This window comes from Gammaproteobacteria bacterium, assembly GCA_016716465.1.
Lineage (GTDB): Bacteria > Pseudomonadota > Gammaproteobacteria > SZUA-140 > SZUA-140 > JADJWH01.
Window position 1 is genome coordinate 691,271 of sequence record JADJWH010000001.1, and the last position, 24,639, is coordinate 715,909.

Genomic DNA, 24,639 nt, shown 5'->3' on the forward strand with positions numbered 1-24,639 from the left:
CTCTTTAACGAGGTAATTATGTCCAAACAAACCCTACGTGTCGGCGTCGGCGGTCCGGTCGGTTCGGGCAAGACCGCCCTGGTGGACGCCCTGTGCAAACGCATGCGGGAGCGCTACAACATCGCCGTGGTGACCAACGACATCTACACCCAGGAGGATGCGCAATTCCTCGTGCGCAGCGCGGCGCTGGCGCCGGAGCGCATCATCGGCGTGGAGACCGGCGGCTGTCCCCATACGGCGATCCGCGAGGACGCCTCCATCAATCTGGTGGCGGTGGACAAGCTGTGCCAGCGTTTTCCGGATCTCGACCTGGTGCTGGTCGAGAGCGGCGGCGACAATCTGAGCGCGACCTTCAGCCCCGAGCTGTCCGATCTGACCATTTACGTGATCGATGTCGCCGCCGGCGACAAGATCCCGCGCAAGGGCGGACCCGGCATCATGAAATCCGACCTGCTGGTGATCAACAAGATCGATCTCGCCCCGTACGTCGGCGCCTCGCTCGAGGTGATGGAGCGCGACGCGCGCAAGATGCGCGGCGCCCGGCCGTTCGTCTTCACCAACATGAAGACGGGGCACGGCCTCGATATTGTCGAGAACTTCATCCGCGAGGCGGGGCTGCTGGATGTCGCGTGAATGCCAGGACCAGGGACTAAGCAACAGTAGATCCCGCTGATTACGGAGGGAGGGTTGGCCTAGATACTGCGTGGAGATAGAGAGTGTTAAGTCCCCGGATTCCGCTGCGCTCCATCCGGGCTACAGTTTAATATTTTAATTAGTCCGGGTCCTGTCTATCCGCTTTCCGCGTCCACGCCCGGCGGTGTAATCTATGCGGATGCCCGCGGCACCCGTACCGACGCAATATCCCGTCCTCCGCCAACTCAAACGCCCCGCGCTGATCCTGGCGGGGTTGCTGATCATATATGCGCTCGCGGGATTTATCCTCCTGCCCGCAATCGCGCGCTCGCAGGCCGTGGATATCCTCAAGGAGCGTTACCGTCTCGATCTGGAGATCGGCAAGCTTCGCTTCAACCCGTTCACCTTTTCCGCGCGTCTCGAAGGCGTGAGCCTGAGCGATCCGGGCGGCGAGCGGCTGCTGGCGTTCGCGGCCTTTGGCGCGGATTTCGAGCTGCGCTCGCTGATCGATCGGGCCCTGGTCTTCAAGTCGGTCACCTTGAGCCGGCCCTATGTGCACATTCATCTGCGTGAGGACGGGACGGTGAACCTGGCGCGGGCCTTCGCGTCACCGCCGGGCGAGACTGCCGATGACGGACCCGCTTCGGCGCCCCCGGCACTGATCATCGGGGACATCGCGCTGAACGGTGGAGACCTGCACTTCACGGACAATTCTCAGGGCCGTGATTTCGATCAGCACTTCACGCCGCTCGACCTGCACGTACAGCGCTTCTCGACGCGGCCGGAGGATCGCTCCGATCTCGTCGGCCTGAACATCAGTATCGGTGAGAGCGGGCGGCTAACGGTCTCGGGCGATCTGTCGGCCATCCCGACCCGTTTCGATATTCAACTCGCTGCACGCGGCATCCCGCTGGCCATCTTCCAGCCCTATCTTGAGGATCGCCTGCCGGCACGTATCAGTGACGGGTCGCTCGACTTCGATCTCTCGCTCGCGCAGGGGGAGCCGGGACAGACCTCGCGACTGAAGCTGAGCGGCAAGGCCGCCATTCGCGGGCTCGCGGTCAAGCTCAAGGAGCGCGACGATGTGGCGCTGGCCTGGGAAGAGGTGGCGGCGAACGGCATGACGCTGGATCTGAGCCCCGATCGTCTCGCCATCGGCGAGATCGCCATCCGCGGGCTCGATACCTCGTTCAAGATCTACGCCGACGGCCGCACGAACGTCAGCGAGATGGCGCGCCAGGCGCGCGGGGAGTCGCCGGAATCCGCGGCGATGGCGCCGGAGGAACCGGCAGCGGCGGGTACGGATTCGACGACGTCCGGCTTTCCATACGCAATCGACCGCGTCGTCGTCGCCGGTTCGCACCTGATGTTCAGCGACACACAGATCCAGCCGAACGTGCGGATACGCATCGAGGATCTTGCCGGCGAGATACGCGGCATCGCCTCCGCTCCCGAAGCGCAAACGACCATCGCGCTCACCGGCCGCGTCGGCGAATATGGGAAGGCGAAGATCGACGGCGCGGCGCGACTCGCGGCGCCCAGGCAGGACCTGAAGGCCAGGGTCACGTTTGATAACGTCGAGCTGACCTCGTTCTCGCCCTACGCGGGCAAGTTCGCCGGTTACACCATCGACAAGGGCAAGCTGTTCCTCGATCTGGACTACACCCTGGCCGGCAGCCGCATCCGGGGCGAGAATCACGCCGTGTTCGATCAGTTCGAACTCGGCGACAGGGTCGACAGCGCGGATGCCCTCAAGCTGCCCATCAAGTTCGCGCTGTCGCTGCTGCGCGACCGCGAAGGCCGCATCGACATCGATCTGCCGGTGGAAGGCGATGTCGACGCGCCCGGTTTCAGGCTGGGTCCGCTGGTCGTCAAGGCGCTGGTCAATCTGGTCACGCGTATCGTCACCGCGCCTTTCGATTTCATCGCCGGCATGTTCGTTGGCGGGCCGGAGATGGAATACGCCGTATTCGCGCCGGGCGACGGCGCGCTGCCCGGCGCGGAGCGCGAAAAGATCCTGCCCCTGTCGCGCGCGCTTGCCGAACGGCCGCGCCTCGTGGTCGAGGTCCAGGGCTGGGCGGATCCCGGCGCCGATGCCGTCGCCCTGCGGCAGGGCAAGTTCGATGCCTTGCTGGCCGCCGCAGGCCCGCCCACGGACGCCGCGCTGGTCACCGCGTACGACGGTTTTTTCGGCGCCGGCGCCGTGGCCGCGTTGCGCACCGAACTTGCGGCCGGAGCCCGGTCCGATCCGGCGGCGGAGCCTGCCGGAGAGATGCCCGCCGATCCCGAGGCAGCGTTCCGGGCCGAGTTGAGCAATCGTCTGCTCGCCGCCCAGCCGGTGACCGACGAGGAACTGGCGGCGCTCGCCTATGCCCGCGGCGAACAGGTGATGGGCCTGCTCGTACAGGACGGCGGCGTGGAGGCGGAGCGCGTCTTCGTGCGCCGGGGCGAGATTGCCCGCGACGGCGAGGGCACGAGGGCGAAACTGATCCTCGATGCGCGCTAGGCGCATGACCATTGGGGGACAGATTTGAAATCTGTCCCCGTACACTACATCTCCCTACACCGCGCGCCGCGCGGCTTGCGAGCCCCAGATGAAAGACGCGTGCCGCCGCCACGCATCGGCGAGCGCGTGGCGGATATCGTCCGGTCCCAGGGCGGCGAGCCGGGCCAGGCGTTCGTTGAGGGCTGTGACACGGTCCAGGTAGGCGATCTCGTGCGCGATGCGTTCCATTACGCACTCGGGGTCGTCTTCCTCCAGCGTCCAGCGCGCCTGCAGTTGAGCGAGATGGCGAACCAGCTCCTCGCGCCCCGGTCCATGCTGGATCAGCGCTTCCATGACGGATTCGACCGCCGTGGCGCAGCGTCCTTCCATGCCGGGTTCGCAGCGCACGCGGATCCACCAGAGACCGCAATCGCTATAGAGCTCCAGACGGGACTCGACTGCATATGCGAGCCCGAGCCGTTCGCGCAACTCGTATTGCAGACGTGCGGAGAGCGGCGCCCCGGCGGCGATCTGTTCCGCGAGCAGCAATGCCGGATAGGCCGGTTCGCCCAAGGTCGGTACCGGCATCAGCCAGAGCAGGTCGGAACCGTCGCCGCCCGCGGGTCCGTGCAGGGAGCAGGGCGTGAATTCCGCTGGCGGCGCATCGCGCTGATCCCCGGCGGGCAGTTGCTCCAGCGCACGACAGGCCTCCACCAGTTCGTCATGACGGACATCGCCCGCCGCCACGACCCAGATCGCGGGACCGCGCAGACGGGACGCGCAATATTCCTGCACTGCCGCGGCATTGGCCCGGGGTCTGTTCCCGCTCCCCAGGATCGGCCGGGCGAGCGGGTGTCCATCCCAGACGCGCCGGAGCGCGAAGGCCTCCTGCTCGTCCCACAGGGACTGCGAGGCCATCCGGCGCTCATGCCATACCGCGGGCAGTTCGGCGGCAAGTTCCTTCGCCCCGAGGCGCGGTTCGAGCAGCAGGGCGGCGAACAGGCCTGCCAGCGCGCCCACGCGATCACCGGTCACCAGGCCGTGAAAGGCGGTAAGTTCACGCATGGTGCGGGCATTGACATGACCGCCCAGCACCGCGAATTGGTCGGTGTAACGACCGCCGCCGTGGAACAGCAGATGCTCGAGCAGGTGCGCGTAGCCATCCTGGCCGGGGGTTTCGTGGCGTGAACCGTTGCGCAACCAGAGCCCGAGTGACGCGCTGCGCCGGCCGGGCAGCGGGCGGCTCAGGACGCGGACACCATTCGCGAGTGTGGTACAGGCCGTCATGCCGGTTCCGCCGTGGGCTTCGGAGAGACGCCGGTGTAATAATCCTCCCGCGCCCGCAGCAGGCGCAGCGCGTCGTCCCTCTCGACGTCGCGGCGCGTGAGCGGGATATCAAAGGTGATCGTGGCGCCGAAGCGTTCCGGCGCCTGCGCATCGCGCCGTACCTTGTCGAATACCAGCAGGCGCGTGCCGAGGGCGAAGGCTTCCTTCAGGTCATGGGTGATCATGAATACCGTCATGTCGGTCGCGCGCCACAGGCCGAGCAGCAGGCGGTGCATATCGGCCCGGATCCCCGGGTCGAGGGCGCCGAACGGTTCGTCCAGCAGCAGGATCTTCGGACGCTTGATCAGGGCCTGCGCGATGGCGAGACGTTGCTGCATGCCTCCGGACAGCGCGCTTGGATACTTGGCGGCCGCCCCCTCCAGCCCCACCGACTGCAGGGTCTCGTCGACACGGGTGAGCGCCTCGCGCCGCGCCGCGCCGAACAGCCGGCCGCTCAGGGGAGAGGCGCCGAGCTCGAGGCCGAGCAGGACGTTGTCGCGCACCGTCAGGTGCGGAAAGACCGAATAGCGCTGGAACACGATGCCGCGTTCCGGTCCCGGCTCGGCGCGCAGCGGCGCGCCGTCGAGCTCGATTGCGCCGCGGCTCGGGGATTCCTGGCCGAGCAGCATGCGCAGGAAGGTGGTCTTGCCGCACCCCGAGGCGCCGACGATGGTGCAGAATTCGTGTTCCTGCACGGTCAGATTGATGCGCTCGAGGACGACCTGCGCCTCGTACTGCTTCCAGACATTGCGGATGACGAGCCGGCTCATGCGCGCGGCATCTCCGCGTGATACCAGGGGAACAGTCGCCGCGACAGCCGGCGCAGGAGCAGGTCGAAGGCATAGGCCAGCAGGGTGATCCAGGCGACGTAGGGCAGGATGAGGTCCATGGCCAGATAGCGCCGCACCAGAAAGATGCGATAGCCGAGTCCGTCGGTCGCCGCGATCGCCTCGGCCGCGATCAGGAACAGCCACGCCGCGCCCAGCGAGAGCCGGACCGCGTCGAGCAGGCGCGGCAGGATCTGCGGCAGCACCACGCGCAGGATGACCAGCCAGGTCGAGGCGCCCAGGGTCTGGGCCTTGATCAGCTGTTCCGGCGGGATCTCACCCGTGCGCAGCGCGAGGTCACGGATCAGGAAGGGCGTGATGCCGATGACGATCAGCACGATCTTCGAAACCTCGCCCAGCCCGAACACGATGAACAGGATGGGCAGGATCGCGAGCGGCGGAATCAGCGAGAGCACCGCCACCAGCGGAGCGAAGGCCGCGCGCAGGCGCGGGATGACGCCGATCAGCACGCCCGCCGCCAGCCCCAGCAGGGCGCTGATCAGGATGCCCGAGCCCAGACGCAGCAGACTGCTCGCGGTGTCCTTCCACAGCAGGATATCGCCGCTGCGCGCGTCCGGCTCGAAGGCGACCTGCTGGATGGCCGCGCCGAAGGCGGCGAAGGAGGGCAGCAGCTTGTCATTCGGATTCGACGCGAGACGCAGGTCCGAGCCGACGATGTAGGCCGCCACGATCAGCAGGAAGGGCAGCGCGCCCAGGGCGAGCGCGCCGGACCTTCCGGGATGCTGATTGAGCAGGCGGGGCATGGACTAGAGATTGCCGTCCGCCGCCATCTTCATGTAGGCCGAGGTGAAGCGCAGCTTGACGTTGCCCTTGTCGCCGAGCAACTTGTCACCGGGGAAGCTGATCCCGACCGCATCGACGCTGCGCGCACCCTCGCCGAGGATCCCGTGGTCGAAGGAAAATGTGCGCACATGGTCCATGGTCTGGATCAGATCCGCACTGTCGGTGAACTTCACCGCGTCGGCGGCGGCATAGAACATCTTGGTGGTCTTGAGCTGGCTGTCATAGCCGGCGAGATCGGTGCCGGAGGCCTGGCCCATGTGGGTCCGCGCCGCGGCGCCCGCCGCATCCTTGGCGGACATCAACGCCATCGTCTCGTACCAGGCGCCGGTGAGCGCCTTGCCGAGGGCCGGATTGGCGCTGAGCGTCGCGCTGTTCACCACCATCATATCGATGATCTCGCCGGGGATCTGGCTGGAATCGAAGACGGGTTTGGCGCCCGGCATGGCCGTGACTTCGCTCAGCTGCGGGTTCCAGGTGACCAGGGCGGTGACATCCGGCGAGGAAAAGGCGGCAACGATATCGGCGTCGGAGGTATTGACTACGGTGATGTCCTTCTCCTTCAGACTGACCGTATCGAGCGCGCGCGCGAGCAGATAATGCGAGACCGAGAGCTCGACCAGATTGACCTTCCTGCCCTTGATGTCCTTCAGTGCGGCGGCGTTCTTCAGGATGATGCCGTCGTTGCCGTTGGAGAAGTCGCCGACGATCAGGGCGGTGGAATCGACGCCGCCGGCGGCCGGGATGGTCAGGGCGTCCATGTTGGTCATCACGCAGCCGTCGAAGGCGCCGGCGGTGTACTGATTGATGGATTCAATGTAGTCGTTGATCTGCACCACCTCGATATCGATGCCGTACTTGTCGGCCCATTTCTTCACGATGCCCTGGCTGGCGGCGTATTCCCACGGCATCCACCCGACGTAGATGCTCCATGCGACGCGGAACTTGGTCTTCTCGGCGGCGAGCGCGCCGGGGGCGGCGCCGAACATCAGGAGGGCGAAGGCGAGCAGCAATGCGGATACGGCGGAAACTCTGGACGTTTTCATATTTTCCCCTTGAGCTGTCAGTTCTGTTGCGTCAGACCGAGTGCCGGGGAGGTATGCGCCGAGACGGACCGGAGAAGCCGGCAGGCACCGTCAGGACATCACACATCCGCGGCCTGTGCCTCCCGGGCTTTTATCCCGCCGTGTATCCGAGCTCTCCGAACCGGGGACAGATTTATTTATCCGATCTGTCCGCGTGTCGTGCCGCCCGGACTGCATCCCTTGGACCAGCCATCCCTGGGAACGGGGACAGATTTAAAATCTGTCCCCGGTACAAGAGACCGGAACCCTAGATGCTCTGAACAGGGTTTAGCAATTAGCATGCCGCGCCCATGGGCAAGGCCTGTGGCGCGAGCTAACAGATTGACTGTTCTTGCATTCGCCTGTGCGATCTTCACCGTGGCTCGCGCATGACTGAGCCCGCGCGACAGTCCGTCGCGAATAATTGCCCCATCATGGTGAGGCGACACTTCGAAATGCGCGGAAATGGTGCCTGATAAGCGAGTCAGGGCCGGGCGCACGGCGCGTGTTCCGCGGGAATCCGTGCCGGCATTCCATCATCGAACTGTTGGCTATTCCATCACTTAGCCGATGGCACGCATTGTCCCGGTTCATGCCTGGTGCAGGATGGTACGCCGCTTGCAATCTCACAGGGCAAGCGGCCATGGCCGCGATAATCAGCCTATCAGGATGACTAGGGTTCCGGTTCCGCGTGGTACGCGGGGACAGATGTAAATCCGTCCCCGATGGCGATGCGGGGCGACTGGTCCGAGAGTCATCGGCCTCCGGCGCGGAGGTTACACGGCGGGATAAAAGCCCGGGAGAGCAGGCCTCTCTCGACTTTTGTTCAACGGTAACCGTTCAGACCAGGAGGACACATGGCCGATTTTTCCCGATACCGTTCCCGTACGCTGAAACCTTCGCTGCGCAATCCGGCGCACCGGCACCACCCCTCGTTCGACAAGACCCAGCTGCATGGCTGGAAGGCCGCGCACAAAGAGGCCGAACTGTCACATAGCGGCTGGGACGCGGAGGAAAGGCGCTGTCTGGAGCTCGGACTGCCGGGTGCGGACAGCATCCAGGACAAATCGATCCCCACCTTCGCCCGCGGCGAGCTGCCGCACTATGCGGGCATCAACACCTTCATGAAGGCCCCGTACTGCGAGGACATCAAGGATGTCGGCAAGTACGATGCGGCGATCATCGGCGTGCCGTTCGATGGCGGCACCACCTACCGGCCCGGCACGCGCTTCGGGCCACAGGGCATCCGGCGCATCTCGGCGCTGTATACGCCCTATAACTACGAACTCGGCGTCGACCTGCGCGAGCAGATGACCCTGTGCGATACCGGGGACGTGTTCACGATCCCGGCCAATATCGAGAAGACCTTCGACCAGATCAGTCGCGCGGTCGGTTACGTGTTCGCGAGCGGGGCGCTGCCGATCATCCTGGGCGGCGACCACTCGATCGGATTCGCCACGGTACGCGGCATCGCGCAGCAGACCGACAAAAAGATCGGCATCATCCACTTCGACCGCCACGCCGACATCCAGGAAAAGGATCTCGACGAGCGCATGCACACGACGCCGTGGTTCCATGCCACCAATCTGCCCAACGTGCCGGCGTCCAATCTGGTGCAGATCGGCATCGGCGGCTGGCAGGTGCCACGCCAGGCGGTGAAGGAGGCGCGCAAGCGCGACACCACGATCATCACGATGAACGACGTGGAGAAGCTCGGCCTCGACAAGGTGGCGGAGATCGCGCTGGAAACCGCCTGGCACGATGCGGACGCGGTCTATCTGAGCTTCGACATCGACAGCGTGGACGCCGGCTTCGTGCCGGGCACCGGCTGGCCGGAGCCGGGCGGTTTCCTGCCGCGCGAGATCCTCTATCTATTGGGCATGGTCGCGCGCGAGGGCATCTGCGGCATGGAGGTCGTGGAGGTCTCGCCACCCTACGACGTCTCTGACATCACCTCGCTGATGGCGATGCGGGGCATCGTCGACGTGCTCGGCACCCTGGTCGCCCACGGCAAGATGGGCGCGCACCGGCACATCATTCGTGGCAGGTGAGCGGAGGCATGGCATTGAAACTTGATCAGCCGCGCCGTGGGCGTGCTTCGGGGACAGATTTAATCAAATCTGTCCCCGTTCATGCGCAGATGGAGCGCAGCGGAATCCGGGGATCAATTGATTGTTCCCCGGATTCCGGCGCGTTGCGCCTTCATCCGGGCTACATGGATAGCGCGCAGAGTGATCTTATTTAACCCGCCCCTGGATTATGAAATGAGCAGACATAGCCGAATGGGAAGTGATTTTTTTACAGGCCGCAAACATCTCCACGTTAAAAAACTGCGCCATTCGATGGCATTTGCGCGCGAACGTGATGCGTGATGGTGCGATTTTCTTCACTCAGGCGTTGCATAAAAACACGGAAAAATTCTATCTCGCTAATCAATAAAGAAAATATTTTTGTGGCACAAAGGATGCTATTCCCAGTTCGTACTTTGTTCGAACAAAGCACAGGGTTGGATCAAGGCAGTTTTATCAACGTGAAATAGGTAGAGGGAGACATAGGAAATGCATACGAAAAAAATCAGTCGTTTGATGCTCGCGGCCAGCCTGGCGGCCCCCGCCATGGTGTTCATGCCGATGAGCGCGCAGGCCGGCGCGACCGCCAATATCGGCGTTGCCAATATGTATCTGTGGCGCGGCATGGATGTGAGTGCCTCCGATGCACAGGTGAGCGGCACCCTGCAGTACAACGCCGACAGCGGTTTCTACGTCGGCGGCTGGGCCTCCAGCACCTGGGCCGGCGCAGGATATGAGCTCGACCTGTATGGTGGTTATGGCGGCAGCGCGGGCGATTTCAAGTACGACATCTCGTTTTGGGAGTACCTGTATCCAGAGGCCGGCTTTGTACCGGGTGACGATGTCGGTCTCGGCGACACGGATGCCTCCGACTTGGTGCTGAGCGTCGCCTACGACATGTTCTCGGCCGCCGCCTACGTCAACACGGACAGTGATCTTCCCGATGCGGTCTATTACACCCTTGGTGTTTCCTCGGGCAAATTCGGCGGTACGTTCGGTTTCTGGACCGGCGATGATGATGCCCTGGACTACAGCCATATCACGCTGAGCTACAACCCGATCGAGTCGCTCACCTTCAAGCTGAGCATGGCTTCCTCGGGCGATACGGAAGTGGAAGAGGATCCCCTGGTCCAGGTTTCCTATACCTGGGGTTTTGATCTGTAAGTCATGATGTCGATCCACGCTGTCTAGACTTCGGGGGGCGGGGCCCGCGGGCGCCGTCCCCCGATTCATTTCGTCATTCACCCGCCATATACAAAAGAAGAGGAAGGGGATCATGAAAAATCACAAATTGCTGAGTTGGAGGAATCTGTTTGGCTCGCTGGCTGCCGTTGCCCTGACCGCGGGGACCCTGACCGCGCAGGCCGCCGACACGATCAAGGTCGGTGTACTGCATTCGCTGTCCGGCACCATGGCGATCAGCGAGACGACGCTGAAGGACACGGTCCTGATGCTGGTCGATGAGCAGAACAAGAAGGGCGGCCTGCTCGGCAAGAAGCTCGAGGCGGTGGTGGTCGACCCGGCGTCGAACTGGCCGCTGTTCGCCGAGAAGGCGCGCGAGCTGATCCAGAAGGACAAGGTCGCGGTGGTGTTCGGCTGCTGGACCTCGGTGTCGCGCAAGTCCGTGCTGCCGGTATTCGAGGAACTGAACGGACTGCTGTTCTATCCGGTGCAGTATGAAGGCGAGGAGTCCTCCAAGAACGTGTTCTACACCGGCGCGGCGCCCAACCAGCAGGCGATCCCGGCGGTGGACTACCTGATGAAGGACATCGGCGTGAAACGCTGGGTGCTGGCCGGCACCGACTATGTGTACCCGCGCACCACCAACAAGATCCTCGAGGCCTATCTGAAGGCGAAGGGCGTCAAGTCCGAGGACATCATGATCAACTACACGCCGTTCGGCCATTCGGACTGGCAGAGCATCGTGTCCGACATCAAGAAGTTCGGGTCCGAGGGCAAGAAGACGGCGGTGGTCTCGACCATCAACGGCGACGCCAACGTGCCGTTCTACAAGGAACTCGGCAACCAGGGTATCTCGGCCGAGGACATCCCGGTCGTGGCATTCTCGGTCGGCGAGGAAGAGCTGTCCGGTCTGGATACCGCCCCGCTGGTCGGGCACCTGGCCGCCTGGAACTACTTCATGAGCATCGATACGCCGGAAAACGCGGCCTTCATCAAGAAATGGCATGACTTCATCAAGAACCCGAAGCGCGTCACCAACGACCCGATGGAGGCGCACGTGATCGGTTTCAACATGTGGGTGAAGGCGGTCGAGAAGGCCGGCACGACGGATACCGACGCGGTTGAGAAGGCGATCATCGGTATCGAGACGCCGAACATGACCGGAGGCATGGCGAAGATGCTGCCCAATCACCACATCACCAAGCCGGTCTTCATCGGTGAGATCCAGGATGACGGCCAGTTCGAGGTGGTCTGGAAGACCGACGGCCTGGTGCCTGGAGACGCCTGGTCCGACTTCCTGCCCGGCAGCAAGGATATCGAGGCCGACTGGGTGACGCTGAAGTGCGGTAACTACAACACCAAGACCAAGAAGTGCTCCGGACAGAATTACTGACCGGTGGGGACGCCGGCACCGGGAATACCGGTGCCGGCGCCTCGATTTTCGAACAGTTTTCCAGATCGGTTGCATGGGCCATCCCCGCGTAGACGGGGGGCGGACACCGGGCGGCCCTGGCCGGGCGCACACCCCCTCAGACGGGGATGACGCAGCGGACGGGGCGGTTTCTCACCGCAAATTATCGAATTAGGGGCACGGCATGAAGCGATTCTCCGTCGATCCGCGTGTATTGTGCCTGGGCGTGCTGTTGTTGCTGGCCACGCTGACGCCGCCTCCGGCGCTGGCGCAGGCCCCGGCGAGTGACGAGGCCCTGAGCGAAGCGGTCGCCGGTTTCACGGCCACCGATTTCGCCGCCAAACAGTCCGTCGTGGAACGGCTGGCGCAGATGCCGCACCGCCGTACGGTCGTCATTCTGACGGCGATGCTGAATGGCGATCTGTATTATCGCAAGGACGATGAGCGTGTGGTTATCGCGCAGACCGGCGATGGGGAACTCGCGTTGTTCGATCCCGTCACCGGAGAGGCGCTGGGTGCCGCCGCCAAATCCGACCTCAAGAAGGTCACGGTCAACAATCCGCTGCGCGGCCTGCTGCGCAACGTCATCGGGCAGTTGAGCCTCTCGAGCCCTGAGCCGGTCGACCGCCTGGCCGCGGTGCGCGAGATCATGAAGGATCTGTCACCCGACGCGATCGATCAGCTGCGCGCGGCGGAGAGTCGTGAACAGGATTCCCGCGTACTGGAGCAGATCCGTGACGCGCTCGCACTCGCCGATCTGCAGGGCCAGGATAGGGCGCTGCGTCTGGCCGCCATCGAGCGCCTGGGCGCCAGCCTGGAGCCTGAGGTACGCAATCGCCTGGCGGTGCTGGCCGAACCGGACGCCGGCGGCAATATCGCCGGGGCCGACGCCGAGTTGCGCCAGGCCGCGCGAGCCGCGCTCGCGCGCATCGACAGCCGCGTGCAGTTCTATCACCTGCTGGAGACGGTATTCTTCGGCATCAGCCTGGGCTCGGTGCTGCTGCTGGCGGCGATCGGGCTGGCCATCACCTTCGGCGTCATGGGCGTGATCAACATGGCGCATGGCGAATTGATGATGATCGGCGCCTACACGACCTATGTCGTTCAGCTGCTGATGCCGCAACACATCGACCTGTCGCTGTTCGTCGCCGTGCCGCTGGCCTTCATCGTGGCAGGCCTGTTCGGGATCCTGATCGAACGCGGGGTGATCCGCTTTCTCTACGGGCGTCCGCTGGAGACCCTGCTCGCCACCTTCGGTATCAGCCTGGTATTGCAGCAACTGGTGCGTTCGATCTTCTCGCCGCTCAACCGCTCGGTCGCCACGCCATCCTGGATGAGCGGGTCGCTGGAGATCAACAGCGTGCTCTCGCTGACCTACAACCGGCTGTACATCGTCCTGTTCAGCCTGCTGGTGTTCGCCGCATTGCTGTTGATCCTGAAGAAGAGCCGGCTTGGCCTGCAGGTGCGCGCGGTGGCCCAGAACCGCGCCATGGCGCGCGCGATGGGCGTGCGCTCGGACTGGGTCGATGCGCTCACCTTCGGGCTGGGCTCCGGCATCGCCGGCGTCGCCGGGGTCGCGCTCAGCCAGCTCACCAATGTCGGTCCCAATCTCGGCCAGGCGTACATCATCGACTCCTTCATGGTGGTGGTGTTCGGCGGGGTGGGCAATCTGTGGGGAACCCTGGTCGGCGCGCTCTCGCTCGGCGTCGTGAACAAGTTCCTCGAGCCCTGGTCGGGCGCGGTGCTGGCCAAGATCTTCGTGCTGGTGGCGATCATCCTGTTCATCCAGAAGCGCCCGCGCGGACTCTTCCCGCAGAAGGGCCGGGCGGCGGAGGACTGAGCCATGCTGTCACGCGGACTCGTACGCAGCCTGCTCGAAAGCGATCGCGGCGGACAGATATTCCTGCTCATCCTGGCCGCCGTCGCGGTGGCGATCCCGGTGGCCAACCTGCTGATCCCGGAGGGCTCGCCGCTGCATCTCTCCGCCTACACGGTCACGCTGTTCGGGAAATACCTGTGCTATGCGCTGCTGGCGCTGGCGCTCGACCTGATCTGGGGCTATTGCGGCATCCTGAGCCTGGGGCACGGCGCCTTCTTCGCCCTGGGCGGCTACGCCATGGGCATGTACCTGATGCGCCAGATCGGCGACCGCGGCGTGTACGGCGATCCGGTGCTGCCGGATTTCATGGTGTTCCTCAACTGGCAGGAACTGCCGTGGTACTGGTTCGGCTTCGACCAGTTCTGGTTCGCGCTGGCCATGATCGTGCTGGTGCCGGGCCTGCTGGCCTTCGTGTTCGGCTGGTTCGCCTTCCGGTCGCGGGTCACCGGCGTCTATCTGTCGATCATCACCCAGGCGCTGACCTTCGCGCTGATGCTCGCCTTCTTCCGCAACGACATGGGCTTCGGCGGCAACAACGGCCTGACCGACTTCAAGGACATCCTCGGCTTCAATCTCCAGTCGGACGCGACCCGCGTGGTCCTGTTCCTGGCCTCGGCGCTGGCGCTCGCGGCCGGTTATCTGGCCTGCCGCTATATCGTGAACTCCAAGCTTGGGCGCGTGGTGGTGGCGGTGCGCGACGCCGAAAGCCGCGCGCGCTTCATCGGTTACCGGGTCGAGCACTACAAGCTGTGGGTATTCGTGTTCTCGGCGATACTGGCGGGCATCGCGGGCGCGCTCTACGTGCCGCAGGTCGGCATCATCAACCCGAGCGAATTCTCGCCGCTGAACTCGATCGAACTGGTGGTGTGGGTCGCCGTTGGCGGGCGCGGCACGCTCTATGGGGCGGTGCTCGGCGCCGTGCTGGTGAATTACGCTAAGACCTGGTTCACCACCGAGTTCCCGGAGGTGTGGCTGTTCGCGCTCGGCGGCCTGTTCGTGTTGGTGACCATCCTGATGCCGCGCGGGATCGTCGGCCTGTTCGCGAAGCTGCGCGGCGGAAAAGGCGCGGTGCGCAAGGCGAAGGAGGCGACATGAGCGTCGGACCCGACGCGATGGACGGCGATGGCATGGCGCACGCCACCCCCGAGGATGCGGTGGATACCAGCCACGGCCCGATTCTGTACCTGGAGAACGTCTCCGTCAGCTTCGACGGGTTCAAGGCGCTGAACGAGCTGACGCTGTACGTCGACGACGGCGAGCTGCGCTGTATCATCGGCCCCAACGGCGCCGGCAAGACGACGATGATGGACGTCATCACCGGCAAGACGCGGCCGGATTCGGGTACGGTGTTCTTTGGCCAGACGCTCGATCTGACCCGGATGTCAGAGCCTGATATCGCGAGCGCCGGCATCGGGCGCAAGTTCCAGAAGCCGACCATCTTCCCCGCCCATACCGTGTTCGAGAACCTGGAACTCGCCATGCAGGCCGACAAGCGCGTCTGGGCCTCGCTGTGGGCGCGCCTCTCCGCCGAGCAGCGTGACCGCATCGAGGAGGTGCTGGCGCTGATCGGGCTCAAGGACCAGCGCGGCCTGCGCGCCCAGTCGCTGTCGCACGGCCAGAAGCAGTGGCTGGAGATCGGCATGCTGCTGATGCAGAACCCGCGCCTGCTGCTGGTGGACGAGCCGGTGGCGGGCATGACGCACCAGGAGATGGACCGCACCGCTGAACTGCTGACCGGACTGGCCGGGCGCCACTCGGTGGTCGTGGTCGAGCACGACATGGACTTCGTGCGCTCCATCGCGCGCAAGGTCACCGTGCTGCACGAAGGCCGCGTGCTCGCCGAGGGCGGCATGGACCAGGTGCAGAACGATCCCCGCGTCATCGAAGTCTATCTGGGGGCCTGACATGCTGGAGATACGCGCGCTCAACCAGTTCTACGGTGAGAGCCATACCCTGTGGGACGTCGATCTCAGCCTGCCGCAAGGCGGCTGCCTGTGCCTGATGGGGCGCAACGGCGTCGGCAAGACGACCCTGCTGCGCTCCATCATGGGCCTGCAGGCCATCGCCTCCGGGACCCTCCGTTTCGACGGCCAGGACCTGCATGCACGCGCCGCCGAGGGGCGCGCGCCGCTCGGCATCGGCTACGTCCCGCAGGGACGCGAGATCTTCCCGCTGCTGACAGTGGAGGAGAACCTGCGCATCGGCCTGCCGGCGCGGCGCGACGGCAACCGGCGCGATATCCCGGAGCGCATCTTCGACCTGTTCCCGGTGCTGAAGCAGATGCTGAGGCGGCGGGGCGGTGATCTCTCCGGCGGCCAGCAGCAACAGCTTGCGATCGGCCGCGCGCTCGTCCTGGAACCCACGCTGCTGATCCTGGACGAACCCACGGAAGGTATCCAGCCCAATATCGTGCAGGAGATCGGCGACATCATCCGCCGCCTGAACGAGGAACAGAACCTCAGCATCCTGCTGGTCGAACAGAAACTCCCGTTCGCGCGCCGCGTGGCGAAGGAGTTCTGCCTGATGGATCGGGGGAGGGTGGTGGCGACAGGGGATATTGGGCAGCTCAGTGAGGGATTGATCGATCAGTATTTGAAGGTATAGTCCGTAGGTTGGGCAGAGCAACGCGAAGCCCAACAATTTTCAATCCTAGTCATGTTGGGTTTCATTCCATTCAATCCAACCTATGGATACTAGCCACGCACTACCAGCCATGCGATAAGTAAAGGTAAACCATACAGTACCGATGCGATGAAATAACCTGATACGGAACCCCTAAATCTACGCGTGGTTATTATCTCTTTCCATTCCTCTTCGGAGTAGAGAGACTCGTGAAACACGGTCAATATTAAGTGGTAAATTCGGTACGCAGAATATACTGACAACGCAGACATTGCCACTAATAGCGCTAGACCAAAACCCAACGCTCCATCGATGGCCGAGAAGATCTGGTACCCAATTGCAAATAGTATGAAAGGAATAATATTTATTACAATGATCGAGATAAACAAACGTGCTAATAGACGCTGCTGTTCTTTTCGCTCAGGTTCTTGCCACAGGCCCCATGGAAATGCTCGAAATGAACTCATGCCCGATAGCAACGCACCATACAAAACTGCGTAAAACACAGAGAAAAGTGTTTGGGCCTCAGTCATCTTTTGTGACACTGGGCATAACAAGAATTCATGATCAAAAATGATATATAAACCGGGCTACACGACGTATAGTATCGCAGCTCCATCAATAATTCGTTGTGTGGCATGGTAGCGACTGTGAGAAGCGCATCGGCGAAATCCGCTAACACAACAAACATCGAACCAGCTATTTATCTCGCAACAGTTCGTTGATCCCCACCTTAGACCGCGTCTTCTCGTCCACCTGCTTGATGATAACGGCGCAGTACAGGCTGTGGCTGCCGTCCTTGGCGGGCAGGCTGCCGGGGACGACGACGGCGCCGGGCGGCACCTTGCCGTAGACGACCTCGCCGGTCAGGCGGTTGTAGATCTTGGTGCTCTGGCCGATGTAGACGCCCATCGAGATCACCGCGCCCTCGCCGACGATGACGCCCTCGACGACTTCGGAGCGCGCGCCGATGAAGCAGTTGTCCTCGATGATGGTCGGGCTGGCCTGCACCGGTTCCAGCACGCCGCCGATGCCGACGCCGCCGGACAGGTGCACGTTCTTGCCGATCTGGGCGCAGGAGCCGACGGTGGCCCAGGTGTCGACCATGGTGCCGCTGTCGACGTAGGCGCCGATGTTGACGTAAGAGGGCATCAGCACGACGCCGGAGGCGATGTAGGCGCCCTTGCGCGCGCTCGCCGGCGGCACCACGCGCACGCCGGCGTCACGGAATTCGCGCGGGTTGTAGGCGGCATACTTGGGCTGCACCTTGTCGTAGTAGTTGGTGAAGCCGCCCTTCATGAAGCTGTTGTCCTCGATGCGGAACGACAGCAGCACGGCCTTCTTCAGCCACTGGTTGACGACCCATTCGCCGCCCTGCTTCTCGGCGACGCGCAGCTTGCCCTGGTCGAGCAGGTCGATCACCGTGTTGACCGCCTCCTTGACGTGGGTCTCCACGCTGCGCGGGGTGATGTCGGCGCGGCGCTCGAAGGCTTCATCGATGATGCGTTGCAGGTCGTTCATGGTGCATTCTCCGTATCTGCTGAAGGGGACAGATTTCAAAATCTGTCCCCGGGGGTTACCCGGGGGTTACGTTCGTTCAATGTAGTTTCGGATCCGCCATGCCGCCTCCATGCAGTCCTCCAGCGGCGGCACCAGGGCCATGCGCACGCGGCCGCGGCCCGGGTCGATGCCATGGGCGGGGCGCGACAGGTAGCTGCCCGGCAGCACGGTGACATTTTCCGCCGCGAACAGGCCACGCGCAAATTCCGCGTCATCACCCGGTGTCTGCGGCCACAGATAGAAGCTGGCGGGCGGGCGCTGAACCTCGAGCACCGGCGTGAGGATCTCCAGCACGGCGTCGAATTTCGCGCGGTACAGCGCGCGGTTCCGGATCACGTGTTCCTCGTCGCCCCAGGCCTTCAGACTCGCGGCCTGCGTGTGCGGCGGCATCGCGCTGCCGTGGTAGGTGCGGTAACGATGGAAGGCCTCGATGATCGCGGCGTCGCCGGCGACGAAGCCCGAGCGCAGGCCCGGCACGTTCGAACGCTTCGACAGGCTCTGGAAGATGATGCAGCGCTTGTATTCGGTGTTGCCCAGCGCGGCGGCGGCCGCGAGCAGGCCGGGCGGCGGATCGAGTTCATCGTCGTACAGCTCCGAGTAGCATTCGTCAGCGGCGATGATGAAATCGAAGCGCTCCGCGAGCTCCAGCACCGCGCGCATCCCGTTCAGGCCGATCACCGCGCCGGAGGGATTGCCGGGCGAACAGAGATAGAGCAACTGGCAGCGTTGCCAGGCCTCGGCCGGGACCGAGGCGAAATCGGGCAGCCAGTGCGTTTCGGCAGTGGTGTTGATATACCAGGGCTCCGCGCCGGCGAGCAGGGCGGCGCCCTCGTAGATCTGATAGAACGGATTGGGCATCATGACCCGCGGCGAGCGCGCGCGATCGACCACCGTCTGCGCGATGGCGAACAACGCCTCGCGCGTGCCGTTCACCGGCAGGATATGGCGCTCCGGGTCGAGGCTCGCGGCGGGCAGGCCGTAGCGCCGCTGCAGCCAGCGCGCGATCGCCGCGCGCAGCTCCGCCGTCCCGCGCGTCAGCGGATACTGTTCGAGGCCGTGCAGGTGGGTAATGAGTTCCTCGGCGATGAAGCCGGGCGGCGGGTGTTTGGGTTCGCCCATGGCCAGGCTGAGCACGGATTTATCCGCTGCCGGCTGTACCCCATGCTTGAGGCGAGCCAGCCGCTCGAACGGGTAGGGTTGCAATCGGGCGAGATCAGGATTCATGTAATTTAATTTATGAAGTTATAGCTGTAACCATATAAAGAAATTAAAATTCAGTCGATTTATTATGGCCGAGTTAAAAATGGGGACAGATTTAATTTTTGCTCGGGATTCCGCATTTTACACGGGGCACATCTTCAAAAATAAAATCTGTCCCCATTTTTTGGCCGCCTTCTTTGCATCCCGTCATATTAATAGGCCGAGCACTGGACACTCAAAGCACGAGCCTGCCCGTTGCGGTAAGATGGCGGCCTTTCGGCCCGGAAGGGCCTGGCTGAATCGAAGTCGCACAGTATAAGACAAGCATCCATGCCATCCAAACCCGTCGTGGCCGCCATGCTGCCGCTTGCCGCCCTGTTGTTCGGCGCCGCCTTCTGGGGGGTGTCGTGGTTTCCGCTGCGGGAACTCGAGGCGCGCGGCCTGGTCGGGCTGTGGTCCACCCTGATCATCTACGGCACGGCGCTCGCCATCGGGCTGGTCGTTCTGGCGCTGCGGCGTGAGCGGCCGCGGTGGAGCCTGTGGATACTGTGGCTGCTGCTCTCCAGCGGATGGTGCAACGTGGCCTTCATCCTCGCCGTGCTCGAGGGCAACGTGGTGCGCGTGTTGCTGTTGTTCTACCTGTCACCGCTGTGGACCGTGCTGCTGGGGTGGCTGATACTGAAGGAGACGCCGTCGCCGGCGGCGCGGCTGACCCTGGCGGTGGCGATGATCGGCGCCGTGGTGATGCTGTGGGACGCATCGACCGGGGCGCCCTGGCCGCGCAGCGGCGCCGACTGGCTGGCCATCACCTCCGGCATGGCCTTCGCGCTCAACAACGTGGTCGTGCGCCGGCTGCAGGATGTCCCGCTATGGAGCAAGACCACGATTGCCTGGGCGGGGGTGGTCCTGCTCGCGGCCGGCTGGATCGCTCTGGACGGCGTTGCGTTCCCCCCGGTGAGTAGCGGGATCATCGGCGGCGCGATCGCGCTCGGCGCCTTCGGCATGGCGGCCATGACACTCGCCGTGGTGTACGGCATGACGCATATGCCGGCGCATCGCGCGGCGGTGGTGCTGCTGTTCGAACTGGTGGTCGGCGCGGCCTCGGCGCAATGGCTGACGGATGAGATCGTCAAGCCCCAGGAGTGGGCGGGCGGCGCCCTGATCCTGCTCGCCGGCTGGTTCGCCGCGCGCGCCCAGATGCGAAGTTCTCATTAATTATCCCAGTGGAGACATGGGGGTGCGGGAGGAATCGAGAAAGCCCCTGAATTGCCGCGCCGCGGGGGATCTGCGGCGGTCGGACTGCGCGTTGTTTCACCGACTGCCCAGCCCATCCCGCGGTCTTGAGCGGGGATTTCCCGCCTGACCCGTGGCCTTGAGCGGGGACAGATTTGAAATCTGTCCCCGGCCTTAGATTGATTGAGGTATCAGGGGCATTCTGGTAACGTGTCAGCATTCTTGAACGGAGCGCGATCGAACAGGCCTGCATGACCAAATTCATCTTTGTTACCGGCGGCGTGGTGTCATCCCTGGGCAAGGGAATCGCGTCGGCCTCCCTCGGCACCATCCTCGAAGCGCGCGGTCTGAAGGTCACCCTGATCAAGCTCGACCCCTACATCAACGTCGATCCGGGCACCATGAGCCCGTTTCAGCACGGCGAGGTATTCGTCACCGACGATGGCGCCGAGACCGACCTCGATCTCGGCCACTATGAGCGCTTCGTCCATGCGCGCATGTCGAAGAGCAACAACTACACCACCGGGCGCATCTACGCCAGCGTGATCGCCAAGGAACGCCGCGGCGATTATCTGGGCGCCACGGTGCAGGTGATCCCGCACATCACCGATGAGATCAAGCGCTGCATCCGCGCCGGCGCCGGCGACGCCGACATCGCCCTGGTCGAGATCGGCGGCACGGTCGGCGACATCGAGTCGCTGCCGTTCCTGGAGGCGATCCGACAGCTCGGTGTCGAGCTCGGCCACGAGAACGCCCTGTACATGCACCTGACGCTGGTGCCCTACATCCCGGCGGCCGGGGAGATCAAGACCAAGCCGACCCAGCACTCGGTGAAGGAACTGCTGTCGATCGGCATCCAGCCCGATATCCTGATGTGCCGCGCCGACCGGCCGCTGCCGCGCGACGAGCGGCGCAAGATCGCGCTGTTCACCAACGTTCAGGAGCGCGCCGTCATCTCCGCGATCGACGTCGACTGCATCTACAAGATCCCGCTGCTGTTGCACGAGCAGGGCCTGGACGACCTGGTAGCGGAGAAGTTCCGCCTCGAGGTGCCGAAGGCCGATCTGTCCTCCTGGGAACGCATCGTCGAGGCGCTGGAACATCCGACCGGCGAGGTGACCATCGCGCTGGTCGGCAAGTACACCGACCTGACCGACGCCTACAAGTCGCTGTCCGAGGCGCTGATCCACGCCGGCATCCATACCCGCACGCGCGTGCGCATACGCTACATCGATGCCGAGGAGATCGAGCGCAGCGGAACCGGCGTCCTGCGCGGTATGGACGCGATCCTGGTCGCCGGCGGCTTCGGCGAGCGCGGCATCGAGGGCAAGATCCGCGCCGCCGGCTATGCCCGCGAACAGAAGATCCCGTACCTGGGCATCTGCCTCGGCATGCAGGTCGCCGTCATCGAATTCGCGCGCAGCAAGGCCGGGCTGGCGGGGGCGCACAGCACCGAGTTCAATCCCACCACGCCGTACCCGGTCATCGCCCTGGTGACGGAATGGACGACGGCGGAGGGACAGGTCGAGCGCCGCACGCAGGATTCCGATCTCGGCGGCACGATGCGCCTCGGCGCCCAGCAGTGCCGCCTGGTGCCGGGCACCCGGGCGCGCGAACTGTACGGCAAGGACGTAATCTCGGAACGCCACCGCCACCGCTACGAGGTCAACAACGGCTTCCTCGATGCTTTGCAGCAGTCCGGCCTGGTCATTGCCGGCCGCTCGCTCGACGGCCAGCTGGTGGAGATGATCGAGCTGCGCGACCACCCCTGGTTCGTGGCCAGCCAGTTCCATCCCGAGTTCACCTCCAACCCGCGTGACGGGCACCCCCTGTTCAGCGGATTCGTGCGCCAGGCGCGCGTCCTGTCCGAGCAGGGCGCGAAGCGCGCGCTGGCGGAGGCCTGACCGCCATGAAGCTGTGCGGTTTCGAGGCCGGGATCGACCGGCCGATCTTTCTCATCGCCGGCCCGTGCGTGATCGAGAGCCGGGCGCTGGCGCTCGAGACCGCCCAGGCGCTGAAGGAGCTGACCCAGCGCGTCGGCATCCCGTTCATCTACAAATCCTCTTTCGACAAGGCCAACCGCACCTCCAGCAAGAGCTACCGCGGTCCCGGCCTGGAGGAGGGGCTGCGCATCCTGGAAGAGGTGAAGAGCCGCATCGGGGTGCCCGTGCTGACCGACGTGCACGAGGACACGCCGCTGGACGAGGTCGCCGCCGTGGTCGACGTGCTGCAGACCCCGGCCTTCCTGTGCCGCCAGACCACCTTCATCCGGAACGTCGCCCGCCAGGGCAAGCCGGTCAACATCAAGAAGGGTCAGTTCCTCGCCCCCTGGGACATGAAGAACGTGGTGGAGAAGGCGCGCGAGACCGGCAATGAACAGATCCTGGTGTGCGAACGCGGCGTCTCCTTCGGCTACAACACCCTGATCTCCGACATGCGCGGCCTGGCCGTCATGCGCGAGACCGGCTGCCCGGTCGTGTTCGACGCCACCCATTCGGTGCAGCAGCCGGGCGGGCGGGGCGCCTCCTCGGGCGGCCAGCGCGAGTTCGTGCCGGTGCTGGCCCGGGCGGCGGTGGCGGCGGGGGTCAGCGGCCTGTTCATGGAGACCCATCCCGATCCCGACCGCGCCCTGAGCGACGGCCCCAACGCCTGGCCGCTGGGCCGCATGGAGGAACTCCTGCGCACCCTGCGCGACCTGGACGCGGTGGTCAAACGCGCCGGCTTCATCGAAGCCGATTTTTGAAATTCCCCCGGAAAAGCGTAAACTGTGCGCCGTGAAACCGGCACCATTAAAAAATGGGGACAGATTTATTTTTAACGGAATGCTCTCAAAAAAATGGCAGGAAATGGGGACAGATTTAATTTTTGACCGGAGACTGTTCACTGAACGGAGGTCATCTCACAAAGATAAAATCTGTCCCCATTTTCTTACCCGCCCCCATTTTTATCCACTGTTATTACCCAACCTGCTTTGAGCAAGGAACACGATGGCCAAGATAGTTGATGTGATCGGGCGCGAGATCCTGGATTCCCGCGGCAATCCCACCGTCGAAGCGGATGTGATCCTGGAGTCCGGGGCGCGCGGCACGGCGGCGGTCCCGTCCGGCGCGTCCACCGGCTCGCGCGAGGCGATCGAACTGCGCGACGGCGACGCGCGCCGCTACGGCGGCAAGGGCGTCACCCGGGCGGTCGAGAACATCCGCCAGGAGATCCGCGGCGCACTGCTCGGCAAGGACGCGATGGACCAGGCGGCGATCGACCGCATCATGATCGGACTCGATGGCACCCCGAACAAGTCGCGCCTCGGCGCCAACGCCATCCTCGCGGTGTCGCTCGCGAACGCACGCGCCGCGGCCGAGGCCGCGGGCAAGCCGCTCTACCGTTACCTGGGAGGCGAGGGCGGTTTCACGCTCCCGGTACCGATGATGAACGTGGTCAACGGCGGCGTGCATGCCGACAACAGCCTCGACATGCAGGAATTCATGATCATGCCGGTCGGCGCCCCGAATTTCCGCGAGGCGTTGCGCATCGGCGCCGAGGTGTTCCATACCCTGAAGAAGGTGCTGCACGAGCGCGGGCTCAATACCGCGGTGGGCGACGAGGGCGGCTTCGCGCCCAGCCTGGCCTCCAACGAGCAGGCGATCGAGGTCATCCTCGAGGCCGTCAGGCGTGCTGGCTACAAGGCGGGCGAGGAGGTGTTCATTGCGCTCGATCCGGCCAGCTCGGAATTCTACAAGGACGGCGCCTACCACCTCGAATCCGAAGAGCGCCGGCTGAGCTCGCCGGAGTTCGCCGCCTACCTGCAGGACTGGGCCACGCGTTATCCGATCGTCTCCATCGAGGACGGCATGGCGGAGAACGACTGGGACGGCTGGGACCTGCTGACGCGCAAGATTGGCGACCGTGTCCAGCTGGTCGGCGACGATCTCTTCGTCACCAACACGAACATCCTCAAGGAAGGCATCGAACGCGGCATCGCGAACTCGATCCTGATCAAGGTCAACCAGATCGGCACCCTGACCGAGTCGCTGGCCGCCATCCGCATGGCCAAGGACGCCGGCTACAGCGTGGTGATCTCGCACCGTTCGGGCGAGACCGAGGATACCTTCATCGCCGACCTGGCGGTCGCGACCAGCGCCGGCCAGATCAAGACCGGATCGCTGTCGCGCTCGGACCGCGTGGCCAAGTATAACCGCCTGGTGCGCATCGAGGAGGCGCTGGCCGCCAATGGCAAATACGCCGGCCGCGGCGCGCTGCGGTCCTTCCGCAAGGGGTGAGAAACGTACTTGGCGACCGGGGCCCTGACCAGAAGACGAGGCGGCGCGGCGCCGCGGTCGGCGCGCAAGG

19 protein-coding genes are annotated in these 24,639 nt (G+C 64.2%); 13 read left to right on the forward strand and 6 right to left on the reverse strand.

Features of this window, described 5'->3' with window-relative positions; translation table 11 throughout:
- Positions 1 to 18 precede the first annotated feature (18 nt).
- Both ureG and IPM20_03270 read left to right on the forward strand, forming a co-directional pair.
- Positions 19 to 633, forward strand: a complete 615-nt coding sequence (gene ureG, locus IPM20_03265) for an urease accessory protein UreG (GenBank protein ID MBK9130650.1) — start codon at positions 19 to 21, stop codon at positions 631 to 633.
- A 199-nt stretch (positions 634 to 832) separates the two neighbouring features.
- Entirely contained in the window at positions 833 to 3,139 is a 2,307-nt protein-coding gene (locus tag IPM20_03270) for a DUF748 domain-containing protein (protein MBK9130651.1), read from the forward strand.
- A gap of 54 nt (positions 3,140 to 3,193) precedes the next feature.
- Here IPM20_03270 and IPM20_03275 read toward each other — a convergent pair whose 3' ends face one another.
- The 4 genes from IPM20_03275 to IPM20_03290 are packed head-to-tail and all read right to left on the reverse strand — an operon-like array spanning position 3,194 to position 7,118.
- Positions 3,194 to 4,405 carry an insulinase family protein gene (locus IPM20_03275; GenBank protein ID MBK9130652.1) on the reverse strand — a complete coding sequence of 404 codons (1,212 nt, stop codon included), beginning with the start codon at positions 4,403 to 4,405 and terminating at the stop codon, positions 3,194 to 3,196.
- Positions 4,402 to 5,214, reverse strand: a complete 813-nt coding sequence (locus IPM20_03280) for an ABC transporter ATP-binding protein (GenBank protein MBK9130653.1) — start codon at positions 5,212 to 5,214, stop codon at positions 4,402 to 4,404. The genes IPM20_03275 and IPM20_03280 overlap by 4 nt, the downstream gene beginning before the upstream one ends.
- Positions 5,211 to 6,035, reverse strand: a complete 825-nt coding sequence (locus tag IPM20_03285; GenBank protein MBK9130654.1) for an ABC transporter permease subunit — start codon at positions 6,033 to 6,035, stop codon at positions 5,211 to 5,213. Before IPM20_03285 ends, IPM20_03280 begins: the two co-directional genes overlap by 4 nt.
- A gap of 3 nt (positions 6,036 to 6,038) precedes the next feature.
- A complete protein-coding gene (locus IPM20_03290; GenBank protein ID MBK9130655.1) occupies positions 6,039 to 7,118 on the reverse strand; it encodes an ABC transporter substrate-binding protein in 1,080 nt (359 codons plus the stop codon).
- Between the two features lie 875 nt (positions 7,119 to 7,993).
- On the opposite strand from IPM20_03290, the gene IPM20_03295 reads away from it, so the two are divergent.
- The 7 genes from IPM20_03295 (at position 7,994) to urtE (ending at position 16,281) form a co-directional block, all read left to right on the forward strand.
- Positions 7,994 to 9,187 carry an agmatinase family protein gene (locus tag IPM20_03295; protein MBK9130656.1) on the forward strand — a complete coding sequence of 398 codons (1,194 nt, stop codon included), beginning with the start codon at positions 7,994 to 7,996 and terminating at the stop codon, positions 9,185 to 9,187.
- 507 nt (positions 9,188 to 9,694) lie between these two features.
- Entirely contained in the window at positions 9,695 to 10,369 is a 675-nt protein-coding gene (locus IPM20_03300; GenBank protein MBK9130657.1) for a histidine kinase, read from the forward strand.
- 112 nt (positions 10,370 to 10,481) lie between these two features.
- Positions 10,482 to 11,780: an urea ABC transporter substrate-binding protein gene (gene urtA / locus IPM20_03305; GenBank protein MBK9130658.1), complete on the forward strand. Its 1,299-nt coding sequence runs from the start codon at positions 10,482 to 10,484 to the stop codon at positions 11,778 to 11,780.
- Positions 11,781 to 11,982: 202 nt separating this feature from the next.
- Complete coding sequence (gene urtB, locus IPM20_03310) at positions 11,983 to 13,638, forward strand: urea ABC transporter permease subunit UrtB (GenBank protein MBK9130659.1); 1,656 nt, start codon at positions 11,983 to 11,985, stop codon at positions 13,636 to 13,638.
- A 3-nt stretch (positions 13,639 to 13,641) separates the two neighbouring features.
- Positions 13,642 to 14,772, forward strand: a complete 1,131-nt coding sequence (urtC, locus tag IPM20_03315) for an urea ABC transporter permease subunit UrtC (GenBank protein ID MBK9130660.1) — start codon at positions 13,642 to 13,644, stop codon at positions 14,770 to 14,772.
- Positions 14,769 to 15,581, forward strand: coding sequence for an urea ABC transporter ATP-binding protein UrtD (gene urtD / locus IPM20_03320; GenBank protein MBK9130661.1), 813 nt, complete (start codon positions 14,769 to 14,771; stop codon positions 15,579 to 15,581). Before urtC ends, urtD begins: the two co-directional genes overlap by 4 nt.
- Before the next feature lies 1 nt (position 15,582).
- Positions 15,583 to 16,281: an urea ABC transporter ATP-binding subunit UrtE gene (gene urtE / locus IPM20_03325; GenBank protein MBK9130662.1), complete on the forward strand. Its 699-nt coding sequence runs from the start codon at positions 15,583 to 15,585 to the stop codon at positions 16,279 to 16,281.
- Positions 16,282 to 16,998: 717 nt separating this feature from the next.
- Here the strand turns inward: urtE and dapD are convergent.
- The gene (gene dapD / locus IPM20_03330) at positions 16,999 to 17,820 is read right to left on the reverse strand and encodes a 2,3,4,5-tetrahydropyridine-2,6-dicarboxylate N-succinyltransferase (GenBank protein MBK9130663.1); all 822 of its coding nucleotides are present in this window, start codon (positions 17,818 to 17,820) and stop codon (positions 16,999 to 17,001) included.
- Positions 17,821 to 17,886: 66 nt separating this feature from the next.
- A complete protein-coding gene (gene dapC, locus IPM20_03335; GenBank protein MBK9130664.1) occupies positions 17,887 to 19,083 on the reverse strand; it encodes a succinyldiaminopimelate transaminase in 1,197 nt (398 codons plus the stop codon).
- A 306-nt stretch (positions 19,084 to 19,389) separates the two neighbouring features.
- On the opposite strand from dapC, the gene IPM20_03340 reads away from it, so the two are divergent.
- The 4 genes from IPM20_03340 to eno all read left to right on the forward strand — a co-directional run bounded on the left by IPM20_03340 (position 19,390) and on the right by eno (position 24,569).
- A complete protein-coding gene (locus IPM20_03340; protein ID MBK9130665.1) occupies positions 19,390 to 20,274 on the forward strand; it encodes a DMT family transporter in 885 nt (294 codons plus the stop codon).
- A 269-nt stretch (positions 20,275 to 20,543) separates the two neighbouring features.
- On the forward strand, positions 20,544 to 22,196 hold the full coding sequence (locus IPM20_03345) for a CTP synthase (GenBank protein ID MBK9130666.1): 1,653 nt from the start codon (positions 20,544 to 20,546) through the stop codon (positions 22,194 to 22,196).
- A 5-nt stretch (positions 22,197 to 22,201) separates the two neighbouring features.
- Positions 22,202 to 23,035 carry a 3-deoxy-8-phosphooctulonate synthase gene (kdsA, locus tag IPM20_03350; protein MBK9130667.1) on the forward strand — a complete coding sequence of 278 codons (834 nt, stop codon included), beginning with the start codon at positions 22,202 to 22,204 and terminating at the stop codon, positions 23,033 to 23,035.
- A 244-nt stretch (positions 23,036 to 23,279) separates the two neighbouring features.
- Entirely contained in the window at positions 23,280 to 24,569 is a 1,290-nt protein-coding gene (gene eno, locus IPM20_03355) for a phosphopyruvate hydratase (protein ID MBK9130668.1), read from the forward strand.
- Positions 24,570 to 24,639 lie beyond the last annotated feature (70 nt).